The organism is Nitratireductor sp. B36, from assembly GCF_020833685.1.
Classification (GTDB): Bacteria; Pseudomonadota; Alphaproteobacteria; order Rhizobiales; family Rhizobiaceae; genus Nitratireductor.
The window spans coordinates 906,608-933,466 of record NZ_JACKZY010000002.1; the positions used below are offsets into that span (position 1 = coordinate 906,608).

The following is a 26,859-nucleotide window of genomic DNA, read 5'->3' on the forward strand; positions in this document are numbered from 1 at the left end:
AATTATCGAGAAGGAGCACGCCTCATCATGGCCGAAGCGTTGCGTATTGGAATTGCGGGTTTGGGAACCGTGGGTGCTTCCGTCGTGCGTTGCATGACGGACAAGGAAGCGGAACTCACCAGGCAATGCGGACGCACGATGGCTCTGACCGCGGTTTCTGCCCGCGACCGTAATCGCGACCGCGGCATAGAATTGGGTAACGCGCAGTGGTTTGATGACCCGGTCGAACTGGCCAGTTCGGCCGAGATCGATGTGTTCGTGGAATTGATCGGTGGCGACAGTGGAGCGGCTTTTGATGCGGTGAAGGCGGCACTGGAGGCGGGGCGCCACGTGGTGACTGCAAACAAGGCGCTCCTCTCCAAACACGGTGTCGCGCTGGCCGCAATCGCGGAGGAGAAGGGCGTTCTTCTCAACTACGAAGCCGCGGTCGCCGGCGGCATCCCCGTTATCAAAACCATGCGCGAGGCGCTTGCCGGCAATGAAGTGAGCCGTGTGTTCGGAATCATGAACGGCACGGCAAACTACATTTTGACACGCATGGAAGAAGAAGGGCTCTCCTTCGAGGACTGCCTTTCAGAAGCGCAACGCCTTGGATATGCCGAAGCCGACCCCACCTTCGATATCGAGGGACACGATACGGCGCACAAGCTTTCGATCCTGACCAGCCTCGCCTTTGGGTGCAAGATCTCTGCTGACGATATCTATATGGAGGGTATCTCAAATATCAGCCAGGCTGATATCCGCGCAGCCAGCGAGCTTGGTTACCGGATCAAGCTCCTGGGTGTGGCCGTCAAGACCGAAAGCGGGATCGAGCAGCGTGTTCATCCGACGATGGTTCCGACACATTCGGTCATCGCGCAGGTGCATGGCGTGACCAATGCCGTGGCGATCGAGACGGATGTTCTTGGCGAGCTTCTGCTTTCAGGCCCCGGTGCAGGGGGGAATGCCACAGCCTCTGCAGTTATCGGCGATATGGCAGACATTGCGAAAAGCCGTCCGGGTTTTCAGCACGGTCCGGTTTTTGGGCGACCCGCTGCCAAGCTGAAACCCTACAAGCGGGCTCGAATGCGCTCACATGAAGGGGGCTATTTCATCCGCATGACCGTGCATGACCGCGCCGGCGTCTTCGCGGCCATTGCCAAGCGCATGGCTGACAATGACATTTCGCTCGAATCGATCGTCCAACACGCTGATGGCGGACTGCCGGATGAGCAGAAGAATGTGATTCTCGTGACCCATGAGACGACCGAAGCCGCCGTCCGCAAGGCGGTCGATGGTGTGATGAAGGACGGTCATCTCGTCGACAAGCCGCAAGTTATCCGGATTGAGCGGGCGGCCTGACGCGCATTTCGAGCCTGTCACATTTATTCAATCGATTCATGTTTTTGACGGAGCGGTCGGGGTCTTGCCGTGCCGCGCCGTCTTTGTCACAAGAAGCCGCCGCCCATGGGAGGCGGTGAAAATCAGGATCTAGATATATGTTGAAAGCCTCGCAGGCGGGTCTCGACCGCATTCTCACACTGGAACTCGTTCGTGTGACAGAGCGCGCGGCTGTGGCTGCGGCAAGGCTGCGCGGCCGTGGCGATGAGAAAGCGGCGGATCAGGTGGCCGTTGACGCAATGCGTTCGGAGCTCAACCGTTTGCCGATCAAGGGCACGGTGGTGATCGGCGAGGGTGAGCGCGATGAAGCGCCGATGCTCTATATCGGAGAAGAAGTGGGTGTGGGTGAGGGACCCGAGGTCGACATCGCGCTCGACCCGCTGGAAGGCACGACGATCTGCGCCAAGAACCTGCCAAACTCGTTGGCTGTGATCGCCATCGCGGAGCGCGGCAGCCTGCTTTATGCGCCCGACGTCTACATGGAGAAAATCGCTGTCGGTCCTGGTTATCCCGAAGGTGTCGTCGATCTCGATGCTCCCGCCGTGGAGAATATCGAGGCGCTGGCAAAGGCCAAGGGTGTGCCGGTCAACGAGATCACGGCCTGTATTCTCGACCGGCCGCGCCATGCGCGCCTGATCGAGGAAGTGCGCGGCACGGGTGCCGCGATCCGGCTGATCGGCGACGGTGACGTGGCCGGCGTTATACACACGACCGATCCGGATGAAACCGGCATTGATATCTATCTCGGCATCGGCGGCGCGCCCGAGGGGGTTCTTGCGGCGGCGGCACTGCGCTGTATCGGAGGGCAGATGCAGGGACGCCTGCAACTCAATACCGAAGAGAAGATCGCGCGCGCGGCGAAGATGGGCATTTCCGACCCGAACAAGGTCTACCGTATGGATGAGATGGCAAAGGGTGATGTGTTGTTTGCCGCGACCGGTGTGACGGACGGCAATCTGCTCTCCGGTGTCAAATTCGGCCGCGACCAGATCTCCACCCATACGATCGTCATGCGCTCTTCTTCGCAGACGGTGCGCGAGATCATCGCCCGCCATCAGGATCTGGACAAGTTCTGAGAACCTCAAGGTCGCTTGCCATTGTTCGTCCTCTGTGAAACCTAGTCGGCGATGACTGGCGACAAGCGATATTTCCTGGATGTGCGGCACTCGGCACGCGGGCTTGCGTGGGAGCATCGGTTGGACCTGCGCGGCGAGAACGTTGCGCTGGCGATGGCGCAGACCCATGGTATTCCCGAAATCGTTGCGCGCGTTCTGGCCGGTCGTGGGGTGGAGTTGGACGAGGCCAAACGTTTTCTCGACCCGACGATTCGTGATCTCCTGCCCGATCCAGCGAGCCTGACCGACATGGAGAAAGCCGCCGAAAGGCTGGCCCGCGCAGTTCAGCGCGGCGAAAAGGTAGCGATTTTTGGCGACTATGATGTCGATGGTGCTGTTTCCTCGGCCATGATGAAGCGCTTTCTTGCGCACTACGGCATCGCATCCGAAATCTACATTCCGGACAGGATTTTCGAGGGCTATGGACCAAATCCCGAGGCGATGAGAGAGCTTGCCGGCAGGGCAAGCCTGATTGTCACCGTGGACTGCGGCGTCAACAGCGCCGTCGCCATCGCAGCGGCGACGGAGGCGGGTGCCGACGTGGTGGTTCTCGATCATCACCAAGTAGGCGGCGAGTTGCCGGAGGCGGTCGCGGTGGTGAATCCGAACCGGGAAGATGACCTCTCAGGCCAGGGATTCTTGTGTGCCGCCGGTGTTGTGTTTCTTGCTCTGGTGCAAACGGTCAAACGTCTTCGCCAGGATGGGGCGGTCAAGGGAGCGCCGGACCTGTTGGGGCTTCTTGATCTCGTGGCGCTCGGAACGGTGTGCGATGTGGTGCCGCTGGTGGGCGTCAACCGCGCCTTCGTGGTGAAGGGGCTGTTGGCCGCGCGTCAGATGAAAACGCCGGGACTGGCCGCGCTGGCACGCGTGTCGCGCATTGGCGAACCACTCAACCCCTACCATCTCGGCTTCATGATCGGGCCGCGCATCAATGCCGGTGGCCGTATCGGCAACGCGGCTTTGGGCAGCAATCTGCTCGCCAGCGACGATCCGGCCGAAGCCGCGAAAATCGCAGAGACACTCGACCGGCTGAATACCGAGCGTCAGGACATGGAAACGGTGATGCTTGCGGAGGCGAAGGCCGAGGCGGACGCCGAGTTGATGGCCGGCGAGGGGCCCGCTGTGCTTGTTACCGCGAGCGACCGCTGGCATCCGGGCATCGTTGGTCTTCTGGCGTCCCGCCTCAAGGACCATGCAAGGCGGCCGACCTTTGCGATCGCTTTCGATCCGAGCGGCAAGGGCACAGGCTCGGGGCGCTCCATTCCGGGATTTGATCTGGGCAAGATCGTTCGTGAAGCGGTCTCCGAAGGGTTGTTGGTCAAGGGCGGCGGCCATGCCATGGCGGCCGGGATTACCATTGAACGCGGTAAGCTCGGGCCGCTTAGGGCGTTTTTCGAGGAGCGGGCTGCTCGCGCGGTGAAAAAGCTGAGGGATGCTGAAAGCCTGAAGGTCGATGCGGCACTCTCTGCCGATGGAGCAAATTTTGCGTTGCTCGATGCGTTGGAGACCGCCGGGCCATTTGGCTCGGGTCACCCGACACCAGTGTTGGCGCTGCCGCGCCACCGTCTGGCCGATGTACGAATCGTGGGCAATGGACATATCCGGGTCGATCTGCGCTCACAGACAGGTGCGCGCATGGAGGCCATTGCCTTCCGGGCTGCCGAGACCGATCTCGGCAATTTCCTTTTCGCCAACCGCGGCGCGACAATCCATGTTGCGGGAACTTTGGCGGTTAATCACTGGAACGGCACGAAGCGCATCCAGATGCGGCTTCAGGATGCGGCGAGCGCATGAAAGAGCGGGTCACCCCAGAACGGTGATGATCCGGTCGAGCTCGGAGAGGCGGGCCTGGGTGGTCTCGTAACCGATCGCAATGGCTTCATCGGCACGGTGGAACTCGGTAAGGCCGATGTGGCCGAGCTTGGGCTGGAGCGACAGATCCGGCGGGTCGCCCGCCATACGCGCGCGCGAAATTCGATCCTGAATGATGTTGAAGGCTTCGACCATCACGCCGGTAATGCCGAGCCGCTGATCGCGCTGATGCGGGCCCTTTTCCACCACTAGCGGGGCTTTGTCGCCTTGCTCGGTTTCCCGAGGCATATCGGCTGCGTGCTTGATGACTGCAGCGCGTCCAAACAGGTCGTAATGAAGATTGACGGCCATGACGAGGGGCTGTTCATAGGTTCGGCAGGCCGAAACAGGGACCGGATTGACGAGCGCGCCGTCAACAAGCACTCGACCGTTGCAGGTAACTGGTTCGAAAACGCCCGGCAACGCGTAGGAAGCCCGCATCGCAGTGATGAGTGACCCGCTCGACAACCAGATCTCGTGGCCGGTGCGAATTTCGGCAGCGACGCAGACAAACGGCTTTGAAAGATCATCAAAGGTCACGCCGCGCAGATGCTCTTCCATGCGGGCCGTGAGTTTCATCCCGCCAAACAGACCGCTGCCGCCGAAATTGATGTCGAGCAGTCCAAAAATACGCCGCTTGGTCAGGGAACGGGCAAAATCTTCCAATTCATCCAGCTTACCGGCCAGATAACAGCCACCCACCAGCGCGCCGATGGAGGTGCCGGCAATCATACCGATGGGGATGTTCGCTTCGTCGAGTGCGCGCAGGACACCGATATGAGCCCAGCCGCGCGCAGCGCCGCCGCCGAGGGCAAGCGCGATACCATTGCGGGGATTTGGTGCAGGCACCCGCTCGGCCACGGGTGGCTCAGGCGAACCCAAATCGCCCTGCCTGCTGTCTTGCTTCCTGCGTAGAGATGCCCAATCGAGCATGATCATCTCCTCGTCCCCATGGCATCATGCCTGGGAACTGTATCAAATTGGTGAATATGCGTCGCTTTGACGAACCGAACGGTTCAACGCTGCCTCACCGGGGAACGTGGCGGATCTGCCAGTCTCTAGATGTGCGTTCCCGAGAAGAAAGTCTACGCCGCGGTCGATCAAGAAATCGAGACCGACTTTTGGTCAAGCGTGTCCGTCTTTGTGATCCAAGGGCTTCATGCCGAGGTCGATGAGAACCGCCTTGCCATCACGGACAGAGACGTTTCTGTAGAAACAGGAACGCCGGCCGGTGTGGCAGGTGGCACCATCGCCAGCAACCTTCACGCTCAAATGCACCGCATCCTGATCGCAGTCCGTGGCGATGGAGACAATGTGCTGGACGTTGCCGGAGGTCTCGCCCTTCTTCCAGAGCTTACCCCGCGAGCGCGACCAGTAATGGGCAATGCCGGTTTCAAGCGTCATTGCCAATGCCTCGGCATTCATGTGCGCAACCATCAGGAGCGCATTCGTTTCGGCATCTGTCACAACCGCCGTAAGAAGGCCGTTGGCGTCAAAGCGCGGCGAAAAAGCCGCGCCTTCTTCAAGCGCGGCCTTGTCGGATGGGGCTGGAGGAAAACTCAATGTCGTCATCAGCGATGATTGTCGCGCAGCATGGTCATGAAGCGCGCCTGCTCCTGAAGATCTTCTCGATATGCACCCGTAAACGTGGTGGTGAGCGTGACGGAGCCCTGTTTGCGGATGCCACGCATGGCCATGCACATATGCTCCGCCTCAACCAGTACGGCCACGCCGCGCGGTTTCAGGACATCCTGAATGACATGGGCGATCTGTGCGGTCATGGCTTCCTGCGTCTGCAGGCGGCGGGCGAAAATGTCGACAACGCGGGCGATCTTGGACAGGCCGACAACCTTCCCATCCGGCAAATACGCCACGTGGGCCTTGCCGATGATTGGCACCATGTGATGCTCGCAGTGCGAGTGGAACGAGATGTCCTTGATCAGGACCATATCGTTGTAGCCCTGCACCTCTTCAAAGGTCCGCCCCAGTTCCTCGGCGGGGCATTGGTCGTAACCGGAGAACATTTCGCGATAGGCTTTGGCCACGCGCTTGGGCGTTTCGATCAGACCTTCTCGAGCAATGTCGTCACCAGTCCAGCGCAACAGGGTGCGCACGGCGTTTTCCACCTCTTCCTGAGATGGACGTTCGGTAGCCGGCTTGTCCATGTAAGATTTCGTCTCCGCGATTTTCTCACCCTTTTCGGCATGAGGCGGAAAATTCTTGATAATGGCGTCCATAGAAGGCGTCTCCCGTAGTCCCTGTCTCGGCAGGGACGAGTTGAACGGTTCACGGCCTTATCCAGCGGGTATTGGAGAAAAATCTCAGCCCGGCCCGACAGTGGCGTGCGCGAAACTGGTACCCACAATGGCATCATGCCTTGTCGCAGGCCCACAGCGACCATTATATAAGTGGCTTGAAGCAGAAGGGAAGGTGCCGAAGCGACTTTGATGTGTTTCGGTTGCGGCAGAACGGAAATTCTATGCTGGACGACGTCTACAACGCGAAAATTCTTGGTTTTGCCGGAAATATTCAGCGGATCGGGCGGCTGGAAGCACCCGATGCTTCTGCGAAGGCACATTCCAAACTTTGCGGTTCGACCGTTCTGATCGATCTCAAGGTCGAAAATGACACGGTTGTCGATTTTGCACATGAGGTAAAAGCTTGCGCTCTTGGACAGGCTTCATCTTCGATTATGGCCGCTCATGTGGTGGGAGCGAAGTTTGACGAGTTGCGGCAAGTCCGCGAACAGATGTACGCCATGTTGAAAGATGAGGGCGCGCCGCCAGCCGGTCGTTTCGAGGATCTGAAATATCTGGAGCCGGTGCGTGGTTACAAGGCGCGCCATGCGTCCACGCTGCTGACGTTTGATGCGGTGGTGGATGCCATCGACCAGATCGAAAAGGCGCGTGCCGGCGCTGCCGCCTGACGTTATGGCAAACGGTGCGCGGAGCCGAAACTGGCAGGGGCCCTGGCCCAAAACCCCGGGGCGTGTTCTGGGCACGGCTTTGGTGCGGTTCTATCAGCTCACCCTGTCTGGTTTCATTGGCAATTCCTGCCGGCATCTCCCTACCTGTTCGGAGTACGCCTATGAAGCGATTGCCCGCCATGGCTTGTGGGGTGGCGGCTGGATAGGGCTTTTTCGTCTTGTTCGCTGCGGGCCGGGTGGTACCCACGGGCTTGATCCGGTGCCCGAACATCTGGATGAGCGTCTGAAATGGTGGGCTCCCTGGCGGTATTGGCGTCTTTAAGGTGCCTTACAGGGGTTTACGCTTTCCGCTGATGGCGCTAAACGCCCCTTGCTTACATACACCAAGACCACCCGCGCTCGTTGGCGGGACTGGATAAGGAGAAGTTTTATGGCCGAGGCCGTTTCCCTCAAATTTCCCGATGGTTCCGTTCGCGACTACGATGCGGCGACGACCGGCGCTGACATCGCTGCCGGCATTTCCAAGTCACTTGCCAAGAAGTCGGTTGCCTATGCGCTCGATGGCACCGTGCGCGACCTTTCCGACCCTGTCGGCAAGTCAGGCGACATCGAAATCATTACCCGTGAGGATCCGCGGGCGCTGGAACTCATTCGGCACGATGCTGCTCATGTGCTGGCCGAGGCCGTACAGGAATTGTGGCCCGGCACGCAGGTGACCATCGGCCCGGTGATCGAGAACGGCTTCTACTATGATTTCGCCCGCAACGAGCCTTTCACGCCCGAGGACCTGCCGGTCATCGAGAAAAAGATGGCCGAGATCATCGCGCGCAACAAGCCTTTCACCAAGGAAGTTTGGTCGCGCGACAAGGCCAAGAAGGTGTTTGCGGAGAAGGGCGAGAGCTACAAGGTTGAACTGATCGACGCGATCCCCGAGGATCAGGACGTGAAGATCTATGCGCAGGGCGACTGGTTCGACCTGTGTCGCGGTCCGCACATGGTGTCCACGGGCCAGATCGGCAAGGCGTTCAAGCTGATGAAGGTGGCCGGCGCCTATTGGCGCGGCGATGCCAACAATCCGATGCTGACGCGCATTTACGGCACAGCCTGGCAGACTCAGGAGGAGCTCGACCAGTATCTGCATATGCTGGAAGAGGCCGAGAAGCGCGACCATCGCCGCCTTGGTCGCGAGATGGACCTGTTCCATTTCCAGGAAGAGGGGCCGGGCGTCGTCTTCTGGCACTCCAAGGGCTGGCGCATGTTCCAGAACCTCGTCAGCTATATGCGTCGCAGGCTTGCCAGCGATGGCTATGATGAGGTCAACGCGCCGCAGGTGCTCGACAAGAGCCTCTGGGAGACGTCTGGCCACTGGGGCTGGTACAAGGAGAACATGTTCAAGGTTGAGTGCGCCGATGACGAGGCGGAAGACACCCGTACCTTCGCGCTGAAGCCGATGAACTGTCCCGGCCATGTGCAGATATTCAAGCACGGCCTGAAATCCTATCGTGACCTGCCGATCAGGCTCGCCGAATTCGGCAATGTGCACCGCTATGAGCCATCTGGCGCGTTGCACGGGCTGATGCGTGTGCGCGGCTTCACGCAGGACGATGCCCACATCTTCTGCACGGAAGAGCAGCTTGCGGCCGAGTGCCTGAAGATCAACGACTTGATTCTCTCCACCTATGCTGATTTCGGCTTTGAGGAGATCACTGTCTACTTCTCCACGCGGCCGGAAAAACGCGTCGGCTCCGATGCGCTATGGGATCATGCCGAAGAGATCATGAGCAAGGTGCTGGTGCAGATTGCCGAACAGTCGGGCGGGCGCATCAAGACCGCGATCAATCCCGGCGATGGCGCATTCTACGGTCCGAAGTTCGACTATGTGCTGAAGGATGCCATTGGCCGCCAGTGGCAATGCGGAACGACCCAGATCGACTTCAACCTGCCGGAGCGCTTTGGCGCGTTCTATATCGATCAGGATTCAGAGAAGAAGCAGCCGGTTATGGTGCATCGCGCCATCTGTGGTTCGATGGAACGCTTCCTTGGCATTCTGATCGAAAACTATGCCGGACATTTCCCGCTCTGGTTTGCGCCGGTGCAGGTGGTGGTGGCGACGATCACCTCCGACGCCGATGATTATGCGCTGAAAGTGACGGAGACGCTGAAGGAGGCTGGGCTTCTGGCTGAGGCGGATCTGCGTAACGAGAAGATCAACTACAAGGTCCGCGAGCATTCGCTGGCCAAGGTTCCGGTCATTCTGGTGTGCGGCAAGCGCGAGGCGGAGGAGGGCACGGTCAACATCCGTCGTCTGGGCAGCCGCGATCAAGCCTCCATGTCGCTGACCGACGTGACCGCGATACTTTCAGAAGAGGCAACACCGCCCGATCTCAAGCGGAAGGCTGCAAAGGTGCCTGCGGCCTGACGGCGTTCAATGCCTCATTCGGAAAAAGCCGCGCCGATGCGCGGCTTTTTCATCTGAGGCGGAAGCAAATCAATCTGGAAACTGATTGCGCGTATCGAGCAGGTCTGTGGGGAGGAGTTCAACGTCCTGATTGCGACCGGGGACGACCGAGAAATCGCGTTGGTAGATTCGGTCACGGTTTTTGGCGACGATGGTATAGTCCCCCTCCGCTAGCACCATGGATGCATAGGCACTGACCGTTTCATACACGATTTCGCCTGTGTCGGTGAGCACCGACCAGGCGGTGTCGGCAATGGCTTCGCCACCGCGTTCGCGCACGAGCTTCATGGTGAGGTCGGCGGCCCGGTGCTCGACTGTCGCTTCAGTGAGCTTGCCAGCTTCGACACGGATATCGGAGCGGATCACGGCATTCATGGCGCCATACTTGGCGACGACGTGATATGTGCCGGCATTGAGACGCACGATGCTGCCAGGCTGAACGTCGGGGAGAATCAGCGTACCGTCTCCGATGTTGTCTTCACCGGCCTCGTAGATTGAAAAGCGAAGCTGATTCTGCGGAATCCTCACGCCGCCGGGAAGGATTGCATTCAGTTTCAGGCCACCCGCGTCAAGGAACAGGTCCTCACGCATCGGTTCCCGCCCGACCGTGATGCGCTTGGTGACACCGGCGCGACCGTAGGCAGCGTGTACCAGATAGCTCCCCGGGGCGAGCTGGAAAACCGTGTTGCCGCCACGGGCGGTGGCCACCAGTGGGAGCTTCTCATCTGCGCCTGGCTGCGTCCCAAAAATACGCCAAACAAGCCCATTCGGGATCTCCTCGCCACCCTCATTCAGGTGAGCGACAAGAGTGACCTCGCCAGTCTCGGCGATGGCCAAGGCATTATCCACTGAAGCAGGAGCATAATTGTTGAGGCCCGGCAGGCGCAGACCATCCACTGCATTTGCCCCATCTTCCTGCGCATGAGCGGGAAACGCCATCAGGGGAGAAGCACACAGGGCGAAACAGGAGAGTATCGATCTTAAAGGACTGCGCATGCCTGACATGAAGCCCAAGGCGGTGGCAATTTCAAGGCGATTGTGCGATCTGAATTCCACGAAAGAAAGCTTTCGCAAAACATTCTGCCTGAGTCAGGCCTTTTTATCCTACAGGAGACAGACAATTGCACCCATCCGTGCTTGATTTCATGCTTGCGCGCCGCTCGACGCCGGTGAAAGATCTTGCGGAACCAGCGCCGTCCGACAAGGAAATCGAGACCATATTGAAGGTGGCCTCGCGTGTGCCAGATCATGGCCGGTTAACACCGTGGCGTTTCATTCTTTATCGGGGCGACGCCAGAAAGCAGGTGGGTGAGGCCTTGGCCGCACGTGCCATGGAGCGGGAACACAACCTCCCGGAGGCGCGGATCGAGCAGGAACGGACCCGGTTTTCGCGCGCACCCCTGGTGATTGGCGTGGTGTGCGTTCCCAAAGAGAGCCCGACGATCCCCGAGTGGGAGATGTTCCTCTCCGGTGGCATGGCTGCAATGAACCTGATGATTGCCGCCAACGCTCTGGGCTACGGCACCAATCTCATTACAAACTGGTATTCGGATGATGCCGAAGGTCGCCGCATATTGGGGCTCGCGCCGCAGGAGCGTGTGGTTGGATTTGTTCACATCGGCTCTTTTGACGGTGAGCTTCTAGAACGTCCGCGCCCGGAGCTTGATGATATCGTCTCCGAGTACAGCGGACCGTGGGAGGAATGATGTTTTACGAACCATCCAAGGGCCATGGGCTACCGCACGACCCGTTCAAGGCCATCGTGTCGCCGCGCCCGATTGGCTGGATTTCCACGCTCTCTCAAGAGGGAGTTGCCAATCTCGCTCCATATTCCTTCTTCAATGCGATCTCGTCCAATCCGCATTTGGTCTTCTTTTCCTCGGAAGGGGCAAAGGACAGCGCTACCCACGCCGAAGAGAGCGGCGAGTTTGTCGTCAATCTGGCCAGCAAACATCTCGCCGAACAACTGAACGCCAGTTCGGTGGATGCGCCGCGTGGTGTCAACGAATTTGCATTTGCCGGTCTCACGGAAGCTCCCTCAAAGCTTGTAAAGCCGCCGCGCGTGGGTGAATGCCATGCGGCGCTTGAATGCAAGGTGACCGAGGTGAGGCGTCCGCTGGGTCTCGGTGGGGCACCGGCGGGCGTGATTGTTGTTACCGGTGAAGTGGTTGGCGTGTATATCAGCGAGGCGGTGTTGAAGGATGGCCAGTTCGATGCTGTCGCTGCAAGCAATCTCGCGCGTCTCGGCTATCGCGATTATGCGGCGATCACCGAGACTTTCGAGATGACACGGCCGCAATGGAAGGGCGACTGAACCCCTTCGGTCAATCCTCAGAAACCGCAGCGGCGCGTTCAAGAACACGCTGGGCAAGGGCGAGGTGCGGGCGATCATACATTCGCCCGCCAATGTTCACCACGCCTGCATCGCCCGCGGCGGAAAATGCCTTCACCACCGCGCGCGCGTCCTCTATCTCCCGAGCGGAGGGCGTAAAAATGGTATTGATGGGCTCGATCTGGGCCGGATGAATGGCCATCTTGGCGACGAAACCATCACGGGCAGCGGTGTGGCATTCTCTCTCAAATGTTTCTGTGTCGGAAAAATTGGGGAATACCGTGTCAACGGCTGGAACGCCCGCTGCGGCTGCGGCCAGAAGCGTCATGCTGCGCGCGAGCTGGAAGAGTGATGTATAGCTTCCGTCTTCGTGGCGCGCTGTGAGCGCGCCAATATGCGCGGAAAGATCTTCGGCTCCCCAGGTCAGTCCGCAGAGACGCGGGCTGCAATTGCGGTAGCTGGCGGCATTCAGAACGCCAAGGGCAGTTTCCGTGATGATCGGGAGAATGCGTGTTCTGCCGTCCTCAATTCCGTTTTCTGCTTCGTGGACGCGTAGCATCGTTGCGAGACGTGCCACGTCGTCTCCGCCTTCGGCCTTCGGGAGCATGATGCCATCCGGTTTTCCCTTCATGATCCCGTCGAGGTCATCATTGGTGAAACCGGAGGACAGGTCGTTTACCCGCACAAAAAGCCGAGCTTTTGTGCGGGCTCGTGCGTGCTCCAGAAACGCGGCCGTGACGCGACGTGCTTCTTCCTTCTTGTGGAGACCGACTGAATCTTCCAGATCAACAATCAGAACGTCGCTTGATCCGTGCAAAGCCTTTTCGAGCTTGCGTTCAGAATCGCCTGGAACAAAGAGCAGCGAGCGCATGTTCAAGCGCTCTTTTTCTTGAGGATCATCGCCTGGCGCAGGCAGCGGGCCACCAGTTTGTCATTCTGATTGAAAGCCCGATGCTCGAATTCCACGATGCCTCGATCGGGCTTAGATTTGGATTCGCGCACCGACTTCACCTCCGTCTCGACACGGATCGTGTCGCCGTGGAACACCGGGTTCGGGAAGTTGGTTTCGGTCATTCCAAGGTTGGCCACGGTGGTGCCGAGCGTTGTGTCGTGTACCGAGATGCCGATCATCAGACCGAGGGTGAAGAGTGAGTTGACCAACGGCTTGCCCCACTCGGTCTTCTCTGCAAAATCGAAATCGATGTGAAGCGGCTGAGGGTTCAGCGTCATGGTTGAAAACAACATGTTGTCGCTTTCGGTAACGCTTTTGCGCAGGGTGTGTTGAAACACCTGTCCTGGCTGGAATTCCTCAAGATAAAGGCCCGCCATAGGGCTCCTCCCGTCCAAAGGATGATCTGTCTCTTGATAGGGGCGGCGGCGGCGGGCTGCAAGTCGCTCTTATGGTAAACGTTTCCTATACGAATTCACGCTAGGTTTGCTTCAGACAGGGCGGGAGTGTGACTTCGTGCAAGTGGTTCAGCATTTTCTCAAGTGGACGCAGACGGCAAAGGTGTCCGAACGCGCAGGAGCAGCAGCAGCCCTCGCCAGAGCCTATCTCGAGGGAGAGCTGCCGTTCGAGGATCGCTACGCGGCAGAGGCCGCACTGACGGCTTTGCTTGACGATCCATCTTCCAAGGTGCGCTTCGCGCTGGCAGAGGCGCTTTCCATGAGCAGGCACGCGCCCGTGCAGGTGGTGGCGGCTCTGGCGTCTGATCAGCCGGACGTCGCTGCGCCAATCCTGGCGCGCTCTCCGGTTCTGTCCGACACTGATCTCATTGATCGGGTCGCGGACGAAAGAGTGGCAACCCAATGCCTCATCGCGCGGCGCGCGCATCTGAGTATGAGTGTGTCTGCCGCCATAGCGGAGGTGGGGGCTCTCGAGGCTTGTATAGCTTTGGCGGAAAATTCGAGCGCGGACATTGCGGCCGTGAGTTTTCGCCGCATGATCGAACGCCACGGAAACGATGCGCGTTTGCGGGAAAGACTGGCCGGGGACCCGCGTTTGCCCTCGGATTGCCGCCACGTGCTCTTGCGACAGTTGGGAGAAGCCTTGCGGGACGCTCCTTTAGTGCGAGCGCTGGTGGGCGCGGCGCGTGCTGAAAAGCTCACCAAGGATGCCTGTATTCGCGCTTCGCTCACGCTGATCGAGACCCTCGACGCTGATGAACACGGGGCTATGGTTGAGCATCTTCGCATCCAGGGGGAATTGACGACCAGTTTCATCGTGCGACTTGTGGCCCATGGAAAGATCGATTTTTTTGGCCATGTCCTTATGTCATTGACAGGAGAGTCCCTGGCAAGGATCGGGGGGCTTCTGGTAAGTGGACGCGATCTACCGCTGGCCGCTCTTTTCAAAAAAGCAGGTCTTGCAAAGCCTGTTCATGCACCGATCATCCGAGCTTTGGCCGTATGGCGTGACGTCGCGCTCGGTAAGCGGATAGCAGGCGCTCAGGAGGTTTCGTGGCTGATGCTTGAGAGCATTGGAGCCACGCCGGGGCAGGATGGACCTGCAGCGGATGCCGCAGAACTGGCCGGATTGTTGCGGTCCATTCACCTAGACGCCTTGCGCGAGAATGCGCGTATTCAAGCACAGGCGATCGCAGCCGCCTGAAGAAGCCGGCAGATCAGATGTCCAGCTCGTCAGCGAACTCTGCGTTCTCCTGAATGAAGCGAAAGCGTGCCTCGGGTTTGGTACCCATCAGGGAATCTATGGCGCTCTTTGTCGCCTCCTCGCCATCGAGAACGGACACGCGCAGCAATGTGCGTTTGGCCGGATCCATGGTCGTTTCCTTGAGCTGGCTCGCCATCATCTCGCCAAGTCCCTTGAAGCGCCCGATCTCGACCTTGCCACGACCCGTGAACTCCGTTTCCAGAAGCTCGTCCTTGTGCGCGTCGTCGCGAGCATACATGGTCTTGCCACCCTGGCTGATGCGGTAGAGCGGGGGTACGGCCATGTAGAGATGCCCGTTCTCGATAAGCTGCGGCATCTCCTGGTAGAAGAAGGTGATCAGCAGAGACGCGATATGCGCGCCGTCGACGTCGGCGTCCGTCATGATGATCACGCGATCGTAGCGCAGGTCATCTTCGCGATATTTCGACCTGGTGCCACAGCCAAGCGCCTGAACGATGTCGGAGATCTGCTGGTTGGCGGCGAGTTTTCCGGTGCCGGCACTGGCCACGTTTAAAATCTTGCCTCGCAGTGGCAATACGGCCTGACTGGCTCGATTGCGCGCCTGCTTGGCGGAGCCTCCGGCGGAGTCGCCCTCGACAATGAAGATTTCGGCACCCGCCGCTGCACCCATGGTACAGTCGGCGAGCTTTCCGGGAAGGCGCAGTTTTCGCACCGCACTCTTGCGGCTGACTTCGCGTTCCTGGCGGCGGCGCAGGCGTTCGTCTGCGCGGGCCACAACCCAATCGAGAAGCTTGGAGGCCTCCTGCGGATTTTCCGCAAGCCAGTGGTCAAAGGGATCGCGCACGGCGTTTTCGACAATGCGCATGGCGGCAGCCGTGGCCAGCTTGTCCTTGGTCTGGCCGACGAATTCCGGCTCGCGAACGAAGACGGAGAGCATGCCGGCGGCCGAGATCATCACGTCTTCGGAGGTGATGATGGACGCGCGCTTGTTGCCGGTGAGCTCGGCATAGCCGCGAAGGCCGCGCAGGAGCGCGTTGCGGAAGCCGGTCTCGTGGGTTCCGCCTTCGGGAGTGGGCACGGTGTTACAATAGGAATTGAGCATGGCGTCGCCGCCATACCAGGTGATCGCCCATTCCACCGCGCCATGGCCGGAGCTCTTTTCGCTGCGGCCGGAAAACACTTCCTTCGTGACCTGGAACTGCCCGTCGAGCGAAGCGATCAGATAATCCTTCAATCCGCCGGGGAAGTGGAAGGTGGCCTTGTCCGGCGTCTGGTCTTTCTCACCGATCAACTCGGGCGCACAGACCCAGCGGATCTCGACACCGCCGAAGAGATAGGCCTTGGAGCGTGCCATGCGGTAAAGGCGCGCCGGTTCAAACTTGGCGCCCTTGCCGAAGATCTGCTCGTCCGGCTTGAAGCGCACTTTCGTGCCGCGACGGTTGTGGACATCGCCGAGCTTTTCGAGCCCGCCCTGAGGCAGACCGCGCGAAAAGGTCTGGCGGAAGAGCTGTCGATTGCGCGCGACCTCGACTTCAAGGAGTTCGGAGAGCGCATTCACGACAGAAACGCCCACACCGTGCAAACCACCGGAGGTCTCATAAACCTTGGAATCGAATTTGCCGCCGGCATGCAGCGTGGTCATGATGACCTCGAGCGCCGACTTGTCCTTGAACTTAGGGTGGGGGTCTACGGGGATGCCGCGACCATTATCCGTGACAGAAAGAAAGCCTTCCGCGTCCAGCTCCACCTCGATGAAAGTGGCATGACCGGCCACCGCCTCATCCATGGAGTTGTCGATGACCTCGGCGAAGAGGTGGTGCAGCGCCTTGTCGTCGGTGCCGCCGATATACATGCCTGGACGTCGGCGGACAGGCTCAAGGCCTTCCAGAACCTCGATGTCGGCTGCACTGTAGCCCTCGCCAGACGATGCGGGCGAGGGGGAGGGCGCAGGGCGCGGCGCGGGCTTGCGTTCAGGCGCTGCCGGCTCCGGTGCTTTCGCACGTTCCACATTTGCGGTCATTCCGGCGAAGAGGTCGTTGTTGTCGTCCATGAAGCGTGTTGTGTCCTGTCCGCGAATCACATCGCAGTTTGCCATGGATTCCAAGGCAAAGCGAAGCCTGTTCCGGTTCCGTTCGGAGTGTGTGGACGACGCTTTATCAGAAAGCGCGGGCCCCAGCCAAGTGCATGCGGCAAAAAGAGCGATCATCTCCCCCGACAGGGGAGATGATCCGTGGTGTTAGTCTCAACTGGCCAATGCCTCGACGGGCGGGCAGGCGCAGACCAGATTGCGGTCGCCGCTGACATTGTCGACGCGCGAGACCGGCGGCCAGTATTTGGACGCGGACGCCAGCGCACCCTCGGGGAAGGCGGCTTCATTGCGGCTGTAGGGGTGTGTCCACTCGTCGCCCATCAGCTCCATCGCCGTGTGGGGTGCATTGACGAGAGGATTATCCTCCTTCGGCCATAGGCCCTTTTCAACCTTCGCTGCTTCCTCGGCAATGGAGATCATCGCCTGACAGAAGCGATCAACCTCGCTCTTTGGCTCCGATTCCGTTGGCTCGACCATCAATGTTCCCGCAACCGGAAAGCTCATGGTCGGGGCATGGAAGCCATAATCGATGAGCCGCTTGGCGATATCGTCGACGGTGATGCCGGCACGATCCTTGAAGACACGCGTGTCCAGAATGCACTCATGGGCGACCCGGTCATTGCGGCCTTTATACAGCACCGGATAGTGCTCTTTCAGCCTGTGAGCGATGTAGTTGGCGTTGAGGATTGCCATTTCCGTCGCCCGTTTGAGCCCGTCTCCACCCATCATTCGGATATACATCCACGTGATGGGCAGGATCGACGCGCTGCCATAGGGCGCTGCCGCGACCGCCTGGTCGCTGCCCAGCGCCACATGGCCCGGCACGAATGGTTTGAGATGTGCCTTGACGCCGATGGGGCCGACACCGGGGCCCCCGCCACCATGGGGGATGCAGAAGGTCTTGTGCAGGTTCAGGTGGCAGACATCCGCGCCCAGATCGCCCGGACGCGCAAGGCCGACCATGGCATTGAGATTGGCGCCGTCGAAATAGACCTGGCCGCCATGCTCATGAATGACCGTGCACATGTCGCGCACGCCTTCCTCGAACACGCCGTGGGTGGACGGGTAGGTGAGCATGAGAGCGGCCAGCCTGTCTGAATGTTCTGCCGCTTTGGCCTTCAGGTCGTCCTGATCGATATTGCCATCATCCGTGCAGCGCACGACCACCACCCGCATACCCGCCATGGAGGCGGACGCCGGGTTGGTGCCATGGGCGGAGGAGGGGATGAGACAGATGTCGCGACCGGCCTCGCCACGCTCGGCATGGTAGCGGCGGATCGCCAGAAGACCGGCATATTCGCCCTGGCTGCCGGCATTGGGCTGCAGGGAGACCGCATCGAAACCGGTGATTTCCGAAAGCCAGCGGTCGAGATCCTCGATCATGCGACGATAGCCTGCCGTGTGCCCGGCAGGAGCAAAGGGATGCAGCCCTGCCACTTCCGGCCAGCTGACCGGCATCATCTCGGCGGCGGCGTTGAGCTTCATGGTGCAGGAGCCGAGCGGGATCATGGCGCGGTCGAGTGCCAAATCCTTGTCGGCGAGCCGGCGCAGGAAGCGCATCATTTCCGTTTCCGAGCGGTGGGCATGGAAGTCGGGCTGGGTGAGGAAGCCTTCGCCACGCGCTTTTGACGGAGCAAGGCGCGGTGCTTCATCCGGCAGCTGCGCACCGAACAGGGCGGCAATGGCCGCAAGATCATCCTCATCGGTGGTCTCGTCGAGATTGATCCCGATGCGATCCGCGTCGATGACGCGAAGGAGACGGCCGCCAGCCTCTGCTTTCTGGGCGATTTCCTCCGCCTTGCTCGGAACGGTGGCGGTTACCGTATCGAAGATTGTGTCGCCCGCAAGTTGGATGCCTGCGGCTTTCAACGCTGCATGAAGGCGCGACGCACGCGCGTGGATGCCCTCGGCGATGGCAACGAGGCCTTCCGGTCCGTGCCATATGGCAAAGGCTGCTGCCATATTTGCAAGCAGCGCCTGCGCGGTGCAGATGTTGGAGGTCGCCTTGTCGCGGCGAATGTGCTGTTCGCGGGTCTGGAGCGCCAGACGATATCCCGGGCGGCCGTGGGCGTCGACCGACTGGCCGACGAGACGGCCGGGCATCAGACGTGTGAGCTTGTCAGAGACTGCACAATAGGCAGCGTGCGGGCCGCCAAAGCCCATTGGCACACCGAAGCGCTGCATTGAGCCAACAGCGATGTCCGCGCCAAGCGCTGCCGGCGTTTCGCTCAAAAGCAGGCCGAGCGGATCGGCCACCATGATGACGATGGCACCCTTGTCTTTGGCCTTGGCGATAAGCGCGCTGTAATCGCCATAGACGCCATATGTATCCGCCCAAGGCACGATGAGGGCGAACGTGTCGTCGTCGATCGTGTCGCCGTCAACCTCAATGCCCAATGGCTCGGCGCGGGTGACGACCACATCACGCGTTTGCGGATGGAGTTCGCCGGCAAGTGCCAGCCTGTTGCGCTTGGAACGATGGTGCCGCCAGGCAATGCCCACGGCCTCCGCCACCGCCGACCCTTCGTCGAGCAGGGAAGCGGAGGCGACAGGCAGGCCGGTCAGCTCTGTTACCAGCGTCTGGAAGTGGAACAGGAGCTCCAGGCGGCCCTGACTGATTTCAGATTGGTACGGCGTGTAGGCCGTGTACCAGGCCGGGTTCTCGAACAGATTGCGCTGGATGACCGGTGGCACCTTCACGCCGTGATAGCCGGTGCCGATGAAGCTTTTCAGAACCTTGTTCTCGCGCATGGCGGCGCTGAGCTCGGACAGAGCCTCGGATTCGCTGGCCGCCGGTGGCAGGTCGAGCGGACGGTCGAGGCGAATGGATTTCGGCACCGCCTGCGTGATGAGCGTTTCGAGTGAAGGAACGCCAAGCGTTGCCAGCATGGCCTTGGTTTCCTCACCGCGCGGGCCGATATGGCGGGCGGCGAAAGGGAGCGATTTGGCAGACATGGTGTTTCCTCAGGCTATCGACGCCTTGTAGGCGGCTTCGTCCATAAGGCCTTCGAGCTGGCTCTCATCGGCAAGTTTCATTTTCCACAGCCAGCCATCGCCGGTCGGGGCAGAATTCACCAGGGCCGGATCGCCCGTCAGAGCATCGTTCACTTCCGCGACTTCGCCATCGACCGGAGCATAGACATCGGAGGCAGCCTTGACGGATTCGACCACCACGGCAGTGTCACCCTTGGAGAGCGTGGCGCCGGTTTCCGGCAATTCGACAAAGACCAGATCGCCAAGCTGTTCCTGCGCGTAGTCGGTAATGCCCACGGTTGCGACGCCGTTCTCGACTTTGATCCATTCGTGATCTTCGGTGAAATAGGTCTGGCTCATCTGGCTGTTATCCTTTTTTGTAGCGCTGCGGCGTGAAGGGAAGGGGATGGACGTCGAGTGCGATGCGATTGCCGCGCACTTCGGTAAAAAGACGGGTGCCGGGTGCGGAGAGCGGTTTGGCCACATAACCCATGGCCACCGGGTGTCCGGCCGAAGGCCCAAACCCGCCCGATGTGACGCGGCCGACCCTCTCGCCTGCCTCGTTGATCAACAGCGCACCGGCACGGACCGGCTGACGACCTTCCGGCTTCAGACCGACACGCTTTTCCCTTGCGCCGTCCGCGATGATTTTCTGCAACGCTTCCGCGCCGATGAACTGGCCCTTTTCGCGCAGCGCCTTCGGCACGGCCCATAGGATGGCCGCACTCGCCGGATCTGTGTTTTCGTCGAGATCCTGACCATGCAGGCAAAGGCCTGCTTCCAGGCGCAGGCTGTCGCGCGCGGCAAGACCCACCCATTGAACCCGTTCATCGTCGAGCAGTGTGCGGACAAAACGCTCCGCCTCATCGACGGGCAGTGCCACCTCGAAACCGTCTTCGCCGGTGTAGCCCGACCGGGCCGCGAACCAACCCTTGCGCGGCTCGGTGCCGGTCATGAAGGTGAGGTCGCTCAGATCGAGGCCCGCCGCAATCATGGCAGCTTCGGCTTCAGGGCCCTGCAGCGCCAAGAGCACGCGTTCTAGCGGGGTGAGCGAAACCTCGAACGCGGTAGCAATGGCCCGGAAATGCGCTTCGTCCTTGTCGGCATTGCCGGCGTTTGCAACGACCATGAAGCGGTTTTCGCCAAGACGCGTGACAATCAGATCGTCGATGATGCCGGCATTCTCGTTGAGAAGAACGGTGTATTTCGACTGGCCCTCCTTCAGGGCCGCTGCATCGATGGGGCAGGCGCGCGACAGGAAATCGGCGGCACCGGCGCCTTCGACCTCGAAAAGCTGCATGTGGGAAATATCGAAGAGGCCCGCACTTTCGCGCGTGTGCAGGTGTTCTTTCATGACGCCGGCAGGGTAGGTCAGCGGCATGCGCCAGCCGGCGAATGTGCCGAAACGCGCGTTCGCATCTTCATGCAACGCTTCCAGCGGCAGGTGTTTTTGAGGTTTCGTATCGCTCATCATTCCTCCAGAATCGCACGCATGCCGCGATAAGCGACATGTTCGTGCCCCTCTGTCGGAAGCCTGAGAGACTCGCGCAGCCGGAACCCTGTCGACCACGCTTACACCTTCGGCGCGGGGATCGCTCCCCGACTTTCCAGAGTGTCTTGGCCCGTCTACGGTTCTTTTGCCTGAGAGATTTCGGGCGATTTCCCCTTCGGCGTCCGCTCCGGCACTTGCCGGTTTGGCCCTCTCCCGCAGCCAGGCAGGGCTTCTGCCCTCGACGGCTGGAAACTAGCGCAGGCGAATGTGTTTGTCACCTGACATAATGCTCTGCCTGGCATTGGCATGATGGTTTCTGTGCACAAGAGAGACGACGGCTTTAACGACCGTTTCTCAACGTGAGCCCACCGCGCGGGCAAGGTCGGCTTCGATCTGGGCGACCAGACGGTTTGTCTCGTCCTGAAGTTTGCGGATACGCTTCAGATTGGCTGAAACGGCATTGACAAGTTCCGAGCGGCTTTCATCAGCGGGCGAGACTCCGACACCATGCAACAGCCAGGACAGGCTCACATTCAAAACGCCGGCAAGCATGGCAAGACGGTTGGCGCGTGGTTGTGCCCGGTCGCTCTCCCAGGCCTGTATCGTTGCTGTCTTCACGCCCAGACGGCGGGCGAGTTCAGCGACAGGAAGTCCAGCAGCGTCGCGGGCTCGTGAAAGGCGGCCGCCCATCGTGTCGTGATCGGGTGAATCTGTATAAATGTGTGCGGTGTCATGCACCGGTCTGAACCTCCATATTCCCAGCGGACATCTCCGGTTGTGTCTTCCACCCCGAGAGCAGGTTATTCCCATGAAGCATGCCGGAAGGGACGCTTCAGGACAAGTTTTGGTAATATCGCGGAATGGGGCGCTGGCAAAATATCGTTATTTCTCGGTGTGTTGACCGGGAAAGGTGAGAGGGTGATTCATGGATGTCACAAATTGATTCAGATCAAGATGTGCCCTGGCGCTTGGCGTGCCAGGCAAGATGATCATTCATGAAGCTCGAGATGAAGAAATAGGAATGGTCGTATCCCTCGCGCATGTTGAGCGTAAGTGGAATTCCGGCCTTCTTGCAGGCTTCCTCGAACAGCCATGGCCGCAGACCTTCGTCCAGAAACCCGTCTGCGGTGCCCTGGTCGATCAGGAACTCTGGAAAGCGTGCGCCATCGGCGACGAGCGCACAGGCGTCGTATCGGCGCCAAGCCGCCTGATCCTTGCCCAGATATTTCTCGAGCGCTGGCTTCGACCAGCCGGCCGTGGATGGTTCAACTATCGGAGCGAAGGCGGAGCAGCTTTTGAACCGGTCGGGGTTCTTGAGCGCGATCGTCAGCGCGCCATGCCCTCCCATGGAGTGTCCGAAAATGCCTTGGCGGTCCATATCCGCCGGAAAGTGTTTTGCGATCAGTGCCGGTAGTTCGTCGGCAATGTAGGAATACATTCGGTAATTCCTGGCGAAAGGCTCCTGTGTCGCGTCGACATAAAAGCCGGCACCCTTGCCGAACTGCCAGTTCTCCGGCTCGTCCGGCACATCATCGCCGCGTGGGCTGGTATCGGGACAAACGATCATCAGGCCGAGGTCGGCGGCCATGCGGCGGTATTCGCCCTTGTCCATGACATTGGCGTGGGTGCAGGTAAGGCCGGACAGATACCACAGGATGGGGCAGGGGCCATCTTCGGCTTGCGGCGGAACGAACACGGCGAATGTCATGTCGCATTGGCAGGTTTCGGCTTCGTGGGTGTAAACGCCCTGAACCCCGCCATGCGAGCGGGCGGTGGAAACGGTTTTCATAGGTTCAGTCCTTTGGTTCTTTCAATGCGCGGCGTACCGTTCGGTCGAGCGCCTGCAGGAAGTCGGAGCGATCGCGGGCGGTGAAGCCGGGATTGTATCCCTTGATCTCCCCGGATTCGCGCAGGTCCTGCTTGAGATTGCGCATGGCGACGTCCATGCCGATGCTTGCGGGCGTGAAAGTCCGCCCGGTGGGCCCAAGCACATGCACGTCCCTTTCGACGAGGCGCGCTGCCAGCGGCACATCCGCCGTGATGGCGATGTCGCCCTTAACGGCATTCTCCACGATCCAGTCGTCGGCGGCGTCGGCGGTGCCCGGCACCACGACGTGCCGCACCATGGGATCGCGTGAAGGACGCAATCCGCCATTGGAGACATAAACGATCACAAGCCCGTGCCGCTCGGCGACACGGGCTGCTTCCGGTTTCACCGGACAGGCGTCTGCATCCACATAGATGGTCGTCAATGTGATGGCCTCAGTAGACCACCACGGAGCGGATGGATTCGCCCGCATGCATGAGGTCGAAACCCTTGTTGATCTCATCGAGCGAAAGCGTGTGCGTGATCATCGGGTCGATGTCGATCTTTCCTTCCATGTACCAGTCGACGATCTTGGGAACGTCTGTGCGGCCGCGCGCGCCACCGAAGGCGGTGCCTTTCCAGGTGCGTCCGGTGACGAGCTGGAAGGGACGGGTGGAGATTTCCTGACCCGCGCCGGCCACGCCGATGATAATCGATTCACCCCAGCCGCGATGCGCGCTTTCCAGCGCCTGGCGCATGACAGTGACATTGCCCGTGCAGTCGAACGTGTAATCCGCGCCGCCGATCTGGTCGGCGCCGCGCTTGGTCATGTTGACGAGATAGGGGACAAGGTCTTCGCCGACTTCCTTCGGATTGACGAAATGCGTCATGCCGAATTTTTCGCCCCACGGTTTCTTGTCATTGTTGAGGTCGACGCCGATGATCATGTCGGCACCGGCAAGCCGCAGGCCCTGAATGACATTGAGGCCGATGCCGCCGAGGCCGAACACGATCGCAGTCGCGCCGATTTCCACCTTGGCTGTGTTGATAACGGCTCCTACGCCAGTGGTCACACCGCAACCGATGTAACAGATCTTGTCAAAGGGGGCATCGGGATTGACCTTTGCCACCGCGATCTCGGGAAGAACGGTGAAGTTCGAGAAGGTCGAACAGCCCATATAATGATGCAGCTTTTCGCCGTTGATGGAGAAACGGCTCGTGCCGTCGGGCATCAGGCCCTGGCCCTGGGTCGAGCGGATGGCGGTGCAAAGATTGGTCTTCTGCGACAGGCAGGACGGGCACTCACGGCACTCGGGCGTGTAAAGCGGGATTACGTGATCGCCCTTCTTGAGGCTGGTGACGCCGGGGCCCACGTCCACAACGACGCCGGCGCCCTCGTGGCCGAGAATCGCCGGGAAAATTCCCTCGGGATCGGCACCCGACAGAGTGAACTCATCCGTGTGGCAGATGCCGGTCGCCTTCACTTCGATCAGCACTTCGCCTTCGCGCGGCCCGTCGAGGTCGACCTCCATGACTTCAAGTGGTTTTCCTGCCTGAACGGCGACAGCGGCACGGGTTTTCATGGACACTTCTCCTGCAAGTCCGGAATCTACGCCGAAAGTTTCAGGAAATGCATCATGCCGCAAGTCCGATCGGGCCTGCGGATGACGCAAACTGGCAAAGCCGCTTCGCACATGACAGTGCCGCGAAGTGCTTGAGTGGGGCGGCATCAGGCCATAGAACAGTGTCAACGCTGCTCGTTGGGGGGAACCACCGTTCATGTTCAAGAAGATCCTCATTGCCAATCGCGGTGAAATCGCCTGCCGGGTGATGAAGACAGCAAAACGGATGGGCATCGCGACTGTCGCAGTCTATTCCGATGCCGATGCGGATGCTGTGCATGTGGAGATGGCCGATGAGGCGGTGCATATCGGCCCGGCTGCCGCCAATCAGAGCTATCTTCTCGGCGATCGGATCATCGCCGCCTGCAAGCAAACCGGGGCTGAAGCCGTTCACCCAGGCTACGGATTTCTTTCCGAGAATGCTGCCTTCTGTGAAAAGCTGGAGGCGGAGGGCATCGTTTTCATCGGGCCCAAGCCCAAGGCCATTCAGGCTATGGGCGACAAGATCACCTCCAAGAAGATTGCTGCGGAAGCAGGGGTCTCGACCGTTCCAGGTTTCATGGGGCTGATCGACGATGCCGAACATGCGGTGAAGATTGCCGGTGAAATCGGTTATCCGGTGATGATCAAGGCATCGGCGGGCGGTGGCGGCAAGGGCATGCGGATCGCGTGGAACGATGATGAGGCTCGCGAAGGCTTCGAACGCTCGAAATCCGAGGCGGCATCATCCTTCGGCGATGACCGGATCTTTATCGAAAAATTCGTGGAAGAGCCGCGGCATATCGAAATCCAGGTGCTGGCCGACGCGCACGGCAATTGCCTCTATCTGGGGGAGCGCGAATGCTCCATTCAGCGCCGCAATCAGAAAGTGGTTGAGGAAGCGCCATCACCCTTTCTCGATGCGGAAACCCGCGCTGCCATGGGCGCGCAATCCGTGGCGCTTGCAAAAGCCGTTGATTATCAAAGTGCTGGCACAGTCGAGTTCATCGTCGACAAGAACCGCAACTTCTATTTCCTCGAAATGAACACACGCCTTCAGGTGGAACATCCGGTGACCGAGCTTGTCACCGGGATTGACCTGGTGGAGCAGATGCTGCGGGTGGCCGCAGGAGAGGCGCTCTCCTTTGAACAGGCAGATGTCAAGCTCAATGGCTGGGCCATTGAAAGCCGCATCTATGCCGAGGACCCTGTGCGCAACTTCCTGCCCTCCATCGGCCGGCTCACCCGGTATCGCCCGCCTCAGGAAGGGCGTTTTGGGGATGCGGTGCTGCGCAATGACACCGGTGTCACCGAAGGCTCCGAGATCTCGATGTTCTACGACCCGATGATCGCCAAACTGTGCACCTGGGCGCCGGAACGTCTGGACGCGATCAATGCCATGAGTGAAGCGCTCGACCGGTTTGTCATTGACGGGATCGAACACAATATTCCTTTTCTTGCCGCCCTGATGAGCCATCCGCGCTGGCGCGAAGGGCGGTTGTCGACAGGTTTCATTGCCGAGGAATTCCCGGAAGGCTTCTCTCCGCCTTCCCCGATGACTGGTGAGCGCACGGTGCTTGCTGCCGTGGCGCTGGCCGTGGAGCTTCTGCGGCGCGACAGGCTGGACCGGCTGACCGGTCGACTGGCCCCGCATTCGGGTGGATTGAAGCGCGACTGGGTTGTGCGGTTGGAGGACACGTATCTCCCGGTCAGTCTTGTTGAGGGCATGATTTCAATTCCGCTGGAAATGGATATCCGCATTGACGGTGCTGAACCATTGACCGTGCGCTCCAACTGGCGTCCCGGGGAGCCGGTCTGGGAAGGGGAGGTCAATGGCCGTAGTGTTGCCGTTCAGGTGCGGCCCATTCTGAATGGAGTGAAACTTGCGTGGCAGGGCGTCTCAGCGGATGCGCGCGTGATGCTGCCAAGAATTGCTGATCTGGACCGGCTGATGCCGGTGCGCGAAGCGCCGGACACATCCAAAATGCTGCTATGTCCTATGCCGGGGTTGGTCGTCTCCATCGCCGTCACGGAGGGACAGGAGGTGAAGGCCGGCGAGACGCTGGCCATCGTCGAGGCGATGAAGATGGAAAACGTCCTGCGCGCGGAGCGAGATGCTACCGTCTCCAAGATCAACGCAGCGCCGGGCGATAGTCTTGCCGTGGACGCGGTTATAATGGAATTCGAATAGGAGTTTTTTCTG

General features: G+C 60.1%; 24 protein-coding genes and 1 riboswitch. Of the genes, 10 read left to right on the forward strand and 14 right to left on the reverse strand.

What is annotated here, in order from left to right; translation table 11 throughout:
• Positions 1-27: 27 nt before the first annotated feature.
• The 3 genes from H7H48_RS10890 (at position 28) to recJ (ending at position 4,289) form a co-directional block, all read left to right on the forward strand.
• Entirely contained in the window at positions 28-1,341 is a 1,314-nt protein-coding gene (locus H7H48_RS10890; RefSeq protein ID WP_229449065.1) for a homoserine dehydrogenase, read from the forward strand.
• A gap of 137 nt (positions 1,342-1,478) precedes the next feature.
• Complete coding sequence (glpX, locus tag H7H48_RS10895; protein WP_229449066.1) at positions 1,479-2,456, forward strand: class II fructose-bisphosphatase; 978 nt, start codon at positions 1,479-1,481, stop codon at positions 2,454-2,456.
• 51 nt (positions 2,457-2,507) lie between these two features.
• Positions 2,508-4,289 carry a single-stranded-DNA-specific exonuclease RecJ gene (gene recJ / locus H7H48_RS10900; RefSeq protein ID WP_229449067.1) on the forward strand — a complete coding sequence of 594 codons (1,782 nt, stop codon included), beginning with the start codon at positions 2,508-2,510 and terminating at the stop codon, positions 4,287-4,289.
• A 9-nt stretch (positions 4,290-4,298) separates the two neighbouring features.
• Here the strand turns inward: recJ and H7H48_RS10905 are convergent, their stop codons facing one another.
• The 3 genes from H7H48_RS10905 to folE form a co-directional block, all read right to left on the reverse strand.
• Positions 4,299-5,279: a patatin family protein gene (locus H7H48_RS10905; protein WP_229449068.1), complete on the reverse strand. Its 981-nt coding sequence runs from the start codon at positions 5,277-5,279 to the stop codon at positions 4,299-4,301.
• Positions 5,280-5,471: 192 nt separating this feature from the next.
• On the reverse strand, positions 5,472-5,918 hold the full coding sequence (hisI, locus tag H7H48_RS10910; RefSeq protein WP_229449069.1) for a phosphoribosyl-AMP cyclohydrolase: 447 nt from the start codon (positions 5,916-5,918) through the stop codon (positions 5,472-5,474).
• Entirely contained in the window at positions 5,918-6,583 is a 666-nt protein-coding gene (folE, locus tag H7H48_RS10915) for a GTP cyclohydrolase I FolE (protein WP_229449070.1), read from the reverse strand. The genes hisI and folE overlap by 1 nt, the downstream gene beginning before the upstream one ends.
• Positions 6,584-6,825: 242 nt before the next feature.
• Here folE and H7H48_RS10920 point away from each other — a divergent pair, with 242 nt between their 5' ends.
• From H7H48_RS10920 to thrS, 3 genes are all read left to right on the forward strand, one after another.
• Positions 6,826-7,272, forward strand: coding sequence for an iron-sulfur cluster assembly scaffold protein (locus H7H48_RS10920; RefSeq protein WP_229449071.1), 447 nt, complete (start codon positions 6,826-6,828; stop codon positions 7,270-7,272).
• 4 nt (positions 7,273-7,276) lie between these two features.
• Positions 7,277-7,594: a membrane protein insertion efficiency factor YidD gene (yidD, locus tag H7H48_RS10925; RefSeq protein WP_229449247.1), complete on the forward strand. Its 318-nt coding sequence runs from the start codon at positions 7,277-7,279 to the stop codon at positions 7,592-7,594.
• 108 nt (positions 7,595-7,702) lie between these two features.
• Positions 7,703-9,691 carry a threonine--tRNA ligase gene (gene thrS / locus H7H48_RS10930; protein ID WP_229449072.1) on the forward strand — a complete coding sequence of 663 codons (1,989 nt, stop codon included), beginning with the start codon at positions 7,703-7,705 and terminating at the stop codon, positions 9,689-9,691.
• A gap of 69 nt (positions 9,692-9,760) precedes the next feature.
• Here thrS and H7H48_RS10935 read toward each other — a convergent pair whose 3' ends face one another.
• On the reverse strand, positions 9,761-10,669 hold the full coding sequence (locus tag H7H48_RS10935; protein ID WP_229449073.1) for a hypothetical protein: 909 nt from the start codon (positions 10,667-10,669) through the stop codon (positions 9,761-9,763).
• Between the two features lie 206 nt (positions 10,670-10,875).
• Here H7H48_RS10935 and H7H48_RS10940 point away from each other — a divergent pair, with 206 nt between their 5' ends.
• A complete protein-coding gene (locus H7H48_RS10940) occupies positions 10,876-11,436 on the forward strand; it encodes a nitroreductase (protein ID WP_370633362.1) in 561 nt (186 codons plus the stop codon).
• The gene (locus H7H48_RS10945) at positions 11,436-12,044 is read left to right on the forward strand and encodes a flavin reductase family protein (RefSeq protein ID WP_229449075.1); all 609 of its coding nucleotides are present in this window, start codon (positions 11,436-11,438) and stop codon (positions 12,042-12,044) included. Before H7H48_RS10940 ends, H7H48_RS10945 begins: the two co-directional genes overlap by 1 nt.
• Positions 12,045-12,054: 10 nt before the next feature.
• Here H7H48_RS10945 and H7H48_RS10950 read toward each other — a convergent pair whose 3' ends face one another.
• The gene (locus tag H7H48_RS10950; RefSeq protein WP_229449076.1) at positions 12,055-12,933 is read right to left on the reverse strand and encodes a CoA ester lyase; all 879 of its coding nucleotides are present in this window, start codon (positions 12,931-12,933) and stop codon (positions 12,055-12,057) included.
• Between the two features lie 2 nt (positions 12,934-12,935).
• Positions 12,936-13,391, reverse strand: coding sequence for a MaoC family dehydratase (locus tag H7H48_RS10955; RefSeq protein WP_229449077.1), 456 nt, complete (start codon positions 13,389-13,391; stop codon positions 12,936-12,938).
• A 136-nt stretch (positions 13,392-13,527) separates the two neighbouring features.
• Between H7H48_RS10955 and H7H48_RS10960 the strand changes: the two genes are divergently transcribed.
• Positions 13,528-14,673: a DUF2336 domain-containing protein gene (locus H7H48_RS10960; RefSeq protein WP_229449078.1), complete on the forward strand. Its 1,146-nt coding sequence runs from the start codon at positions 13,528-13,530 to the stop codon at positions 14,671-14,673.
• Positions 14,674-14,686: 13 nt separating this feature from the next.
• On the opposite strand, the gene parE is transcribed toward H7H48_RS10960, so the two are convergent.
• The 8 genes from parE to H7H48_RS11000 form a co-directional block, all read right to left on the reverse strand.
• On the reverse strand, positions 14,687-16,744 hold the full coding sequence (parE, locus tag H7H48_RS10965; RefSeq protein WP_229449079.1) for a DNA topoisomerase IV subunit B: 2,058 nt from the start codon (positions 16,742-16,744) through the stop codon (positions 14,687-14,689).
• Between the two features lie 192 nt (positions 16,745-16,936).
• Complete coding sequence (gcvP, locus tag H7H48_RS10970) at positions 16,937-19,738, reverse strand: aminomethyl-transferring glycine dehydrogenase (protein WP_229449080.1); 2,802 nt, start codon at positions 19,736-19,738, stop codon at positions 16,937-16,939.
• Between the two features lie 9 nt (positions 19,739-19,747).
• Positions 19,748-20,116 (reverse strand): glycine cleavage system protein GcvH, encoded by a 369-nt coding sequence (gcvH, locus tag H7H48_RS10975; RefSeq protein WP_229449081.1) that lies wholly within the window; start codon positions 20,114-20,116, stop codon positions 19,748-19,750.
• A 7-nt stretch (positions 20,117-20,123) separates the two neighbouring features.
• Complete coding sequence (gcvT, locus tag H7H48_RS10980) at positions 20,124-21,227, reverse strand: glycine cleavage system aminomethyltransferase GcvT (RefSeq protein WP_229449082.1); 1,104 nt, start codon at positions 21,225-21,227, stop codon at positions 20,124-20,126.
• 42 nt (positions 21,228-21,269) lie between these two features.
• Positions 21,270-21,377: riboswitch (glycine riboswitch) on the reverse strand.
• 225 nt (positions 21,378-21,602) lie between these two features.
• Entirely contained in the window at positions 21,603-21,986 is a 384-nt protein-coding gene (locus tag H7H48_RS10985) for a helix-turn-helix transcriptional regulator (protein ID WP_229449083.1), read from the reverse strand.
• A 211-nt stretch (positions 21,987-22,197) separates the two neighbouring features.
• Positions 22,198-23,037: an S-formylglutathione hydrolase gene (fghA, locus tag H7H48_RS10990; RefSeq protein ID WP_229449084.1), complete on the reverse strand. Its 840-nt coding sequence runs from the start codon at positions 23,035-23,037 to the stop codon at positions 22,198-22,200.
• A 4-nt stretch (positions 23,038-23,041) separates the two neighbouring features.
• The gene (locus H7H48_RS10995; RefSeq protein ID WP_229449248.1) at positions 23,042-23,506 is read right to left on the reverse strand and encodes a YaiI/YqxD family protein; all 465 of its coding nucleotides are present in this window, start codon (positions 23,504-23,506) and stop codon (positions 23,042-23,044) included.
• A gap of 4 nt (positions 23,507-23,510) precedes the next feature.
• Positions 23,511-24,638 carry an S-(hydroxymethyl)glutathione dehydrogenase/class III alcohol dehydrogenase gene (locus H7H48_RS11000; protein ID WP_229449085.1) on the reverse strand — a complete coding sequence of 376 codons (1,128 nt, stop codon included), beginning with the start codon at positions 24,636-24,638 and terminating at the stop codon, positions 23,511-23,513.
• Between the two features lie 196 nt (positions 24,639-24,834).
• On the opposite strand from H7H48_RS11000, the gene H7H48_RS11005 reads away from it, so the two are divergent.
• A complete protein-coding gene (locus H7H48_RS11005) occupies positions 24,835-26,847 on the forward strand; it encodes an acetyl/propionyl/methylcrotonyl-CoA carboxylase subunit alpha (RefSeq protein ID WP_229449086.1) in 2,013 nt (670 codons plus the stop codon).
• The last annotated feature ends 12 nt before the right edge of the window (positions 26,848-26,859 follow it).

Excerpts from the sequence above, each read along its gene's own strand:
- H7H48_RS10890 (WP_229449065.1), top strand. The coding sequence starts at position 28 with ATGGCCGAAGCGTTGCGTATTGGAATTGCGGGTTTGGGAACCGTGGGT.
- glpX (WP_229449066.1), top strand. The coding sequence starts at position 1,479 with ATGTTGAAAGCCTCGCAGGCGGGTCTCGACCGCATTCTCACACTGGAA.
- recJ (WP_229449067.1), top strand. The coding sequence starts at position 2,508 with ATGACTGGCGACAAGCGATATTTCCTGGATGTGCGGCACTCGGCACGC.
- H7H48_RS10905 (WP_229449068.1), bottom strand. The coding sequence starts at position 5,279 with ATGCTCGATTGGGCATCTCTACGCAGGAAGCAAGACAGCAGGCAGGGC.
- hisI (WP_229449069.1), bottom strand. The coding sequence starts at position 5,918 with ATGACGACATTGAGTTTTCCTCCAGCCCCATCCGACAAGGCCGCGCTT.
- folE (WP_229449070.1), bottom strand. The coding sequence starts at position 6,583 with ATGGACGCCATTATCAAGAATTTTCCGCCTCATGCCGAAAAGGGTGAG.
- H7H48_RS10920 (WP_229449071.1), top strand. The coding sequence starts at position 6,826 with ATGCTGGACGACGTCTACAACGCGAAAATTCTTGGTTTTGCCGGAAAT.
- yidD (WP_229449247.1), top strand. The coding sequence starts at position 7,277 with ATGGCAAACGGTGCGCGGAGCCGAAACTGGCAGGGGCCCTGGCCCAAA.
- thrS (WP_229449072.1), top strand. The coding sequence starts at position 7,703 with ATGGCCGAGGCCGTTTCCCTCAAATTTCCCGATGGTTCCGTTCGCGAC.
- H7H48_RS10935 (WP_229449073.1), bottom strand. The coding sequence starts at position 10,669 with ATGGCGTTTCCCGCTCATGCGCAGGAAGATGGGGCAAATGCAGTGGAT.
- H7H48_RS10940 (WP_370633362.1), top strand. The coding sequence starts at position 10,876 with ATGCTTGCGCGCCGCTCGACGCCGGTGAAAGATCTTGCGGAACCAGCG.
- H7H48_RS10945 (WP_229449075.1), top strand. The coding sequence starts at position 11,436 with ATGTTTTACGAACCATCCAAGGGCCATGGGCTACCGCACGACCCGTTC.
- H7H48_RS10950 (WP_229449076.1), bottom strand. The coding sequence starts at position 12,933 with ATGCGCTCGCTGCTCTTTGTTCCAGGCGATTCTGAACGCAAGCTCGAA.
- H7H48_RS10955 (WP_229449077.1), bottom strand. The coding sequence starts at position 13,391 with ATGGCGGGCCTTTATCTTGAGGAATTCCAGCCAGGACAGGTGTTTCAA.
- parE (WP_229449079.1), bottom strand. The coding sequence starts at position 16,744 with ATGGACGACAACAACGACCTCTTCGCCGGAATGACCGCAAATGTGGAA.
- gcvP (WP_229449080.1), bottom strand. The coding sequence starts at position 19,738 with ATGTCTGCCAAATCGCTCCCTTTCGCCGCCCGCCATATCGGCCCGCGC.
- gcvH (WP_229449081.1), bottom strand. The coding sequence starts at position 20,116 with ATGAGCCAGACCTATTTCACCGAAGATCACGAATGGATCAAAGTCGAG.
- gcvT (WP_229449082.1), bottom strand. The coding sequence starts at position 21,227 with ATGAGCGATACGAAACCTCAAAAACACCTGCCGCTGGAAGCGTTGCAT.
- fghA (WP_229449084.1), bottom strand. The coding sequence starts at position 23,037 with ATGAAAACCGTTTCCACCGCCCGCTCGCATGGCGGGGTTCAGGGCGTT.
- H7H48_RS11000 (WP_229449085.1), bottom strand. The coding sequence starts at position 24,638 with ATGAAAACCCGTGCCGCTGTCGCCGTTCAGGCAGGAAAACCACTTGAA.
- H7H48_RS11005 (WP_229449086.1), top strand. The coding sequence starts at position 24,835 with ATGTTCAAGAAGATCCTCATTGCCAATCGCGGTGAAATCGCCTGCCGG.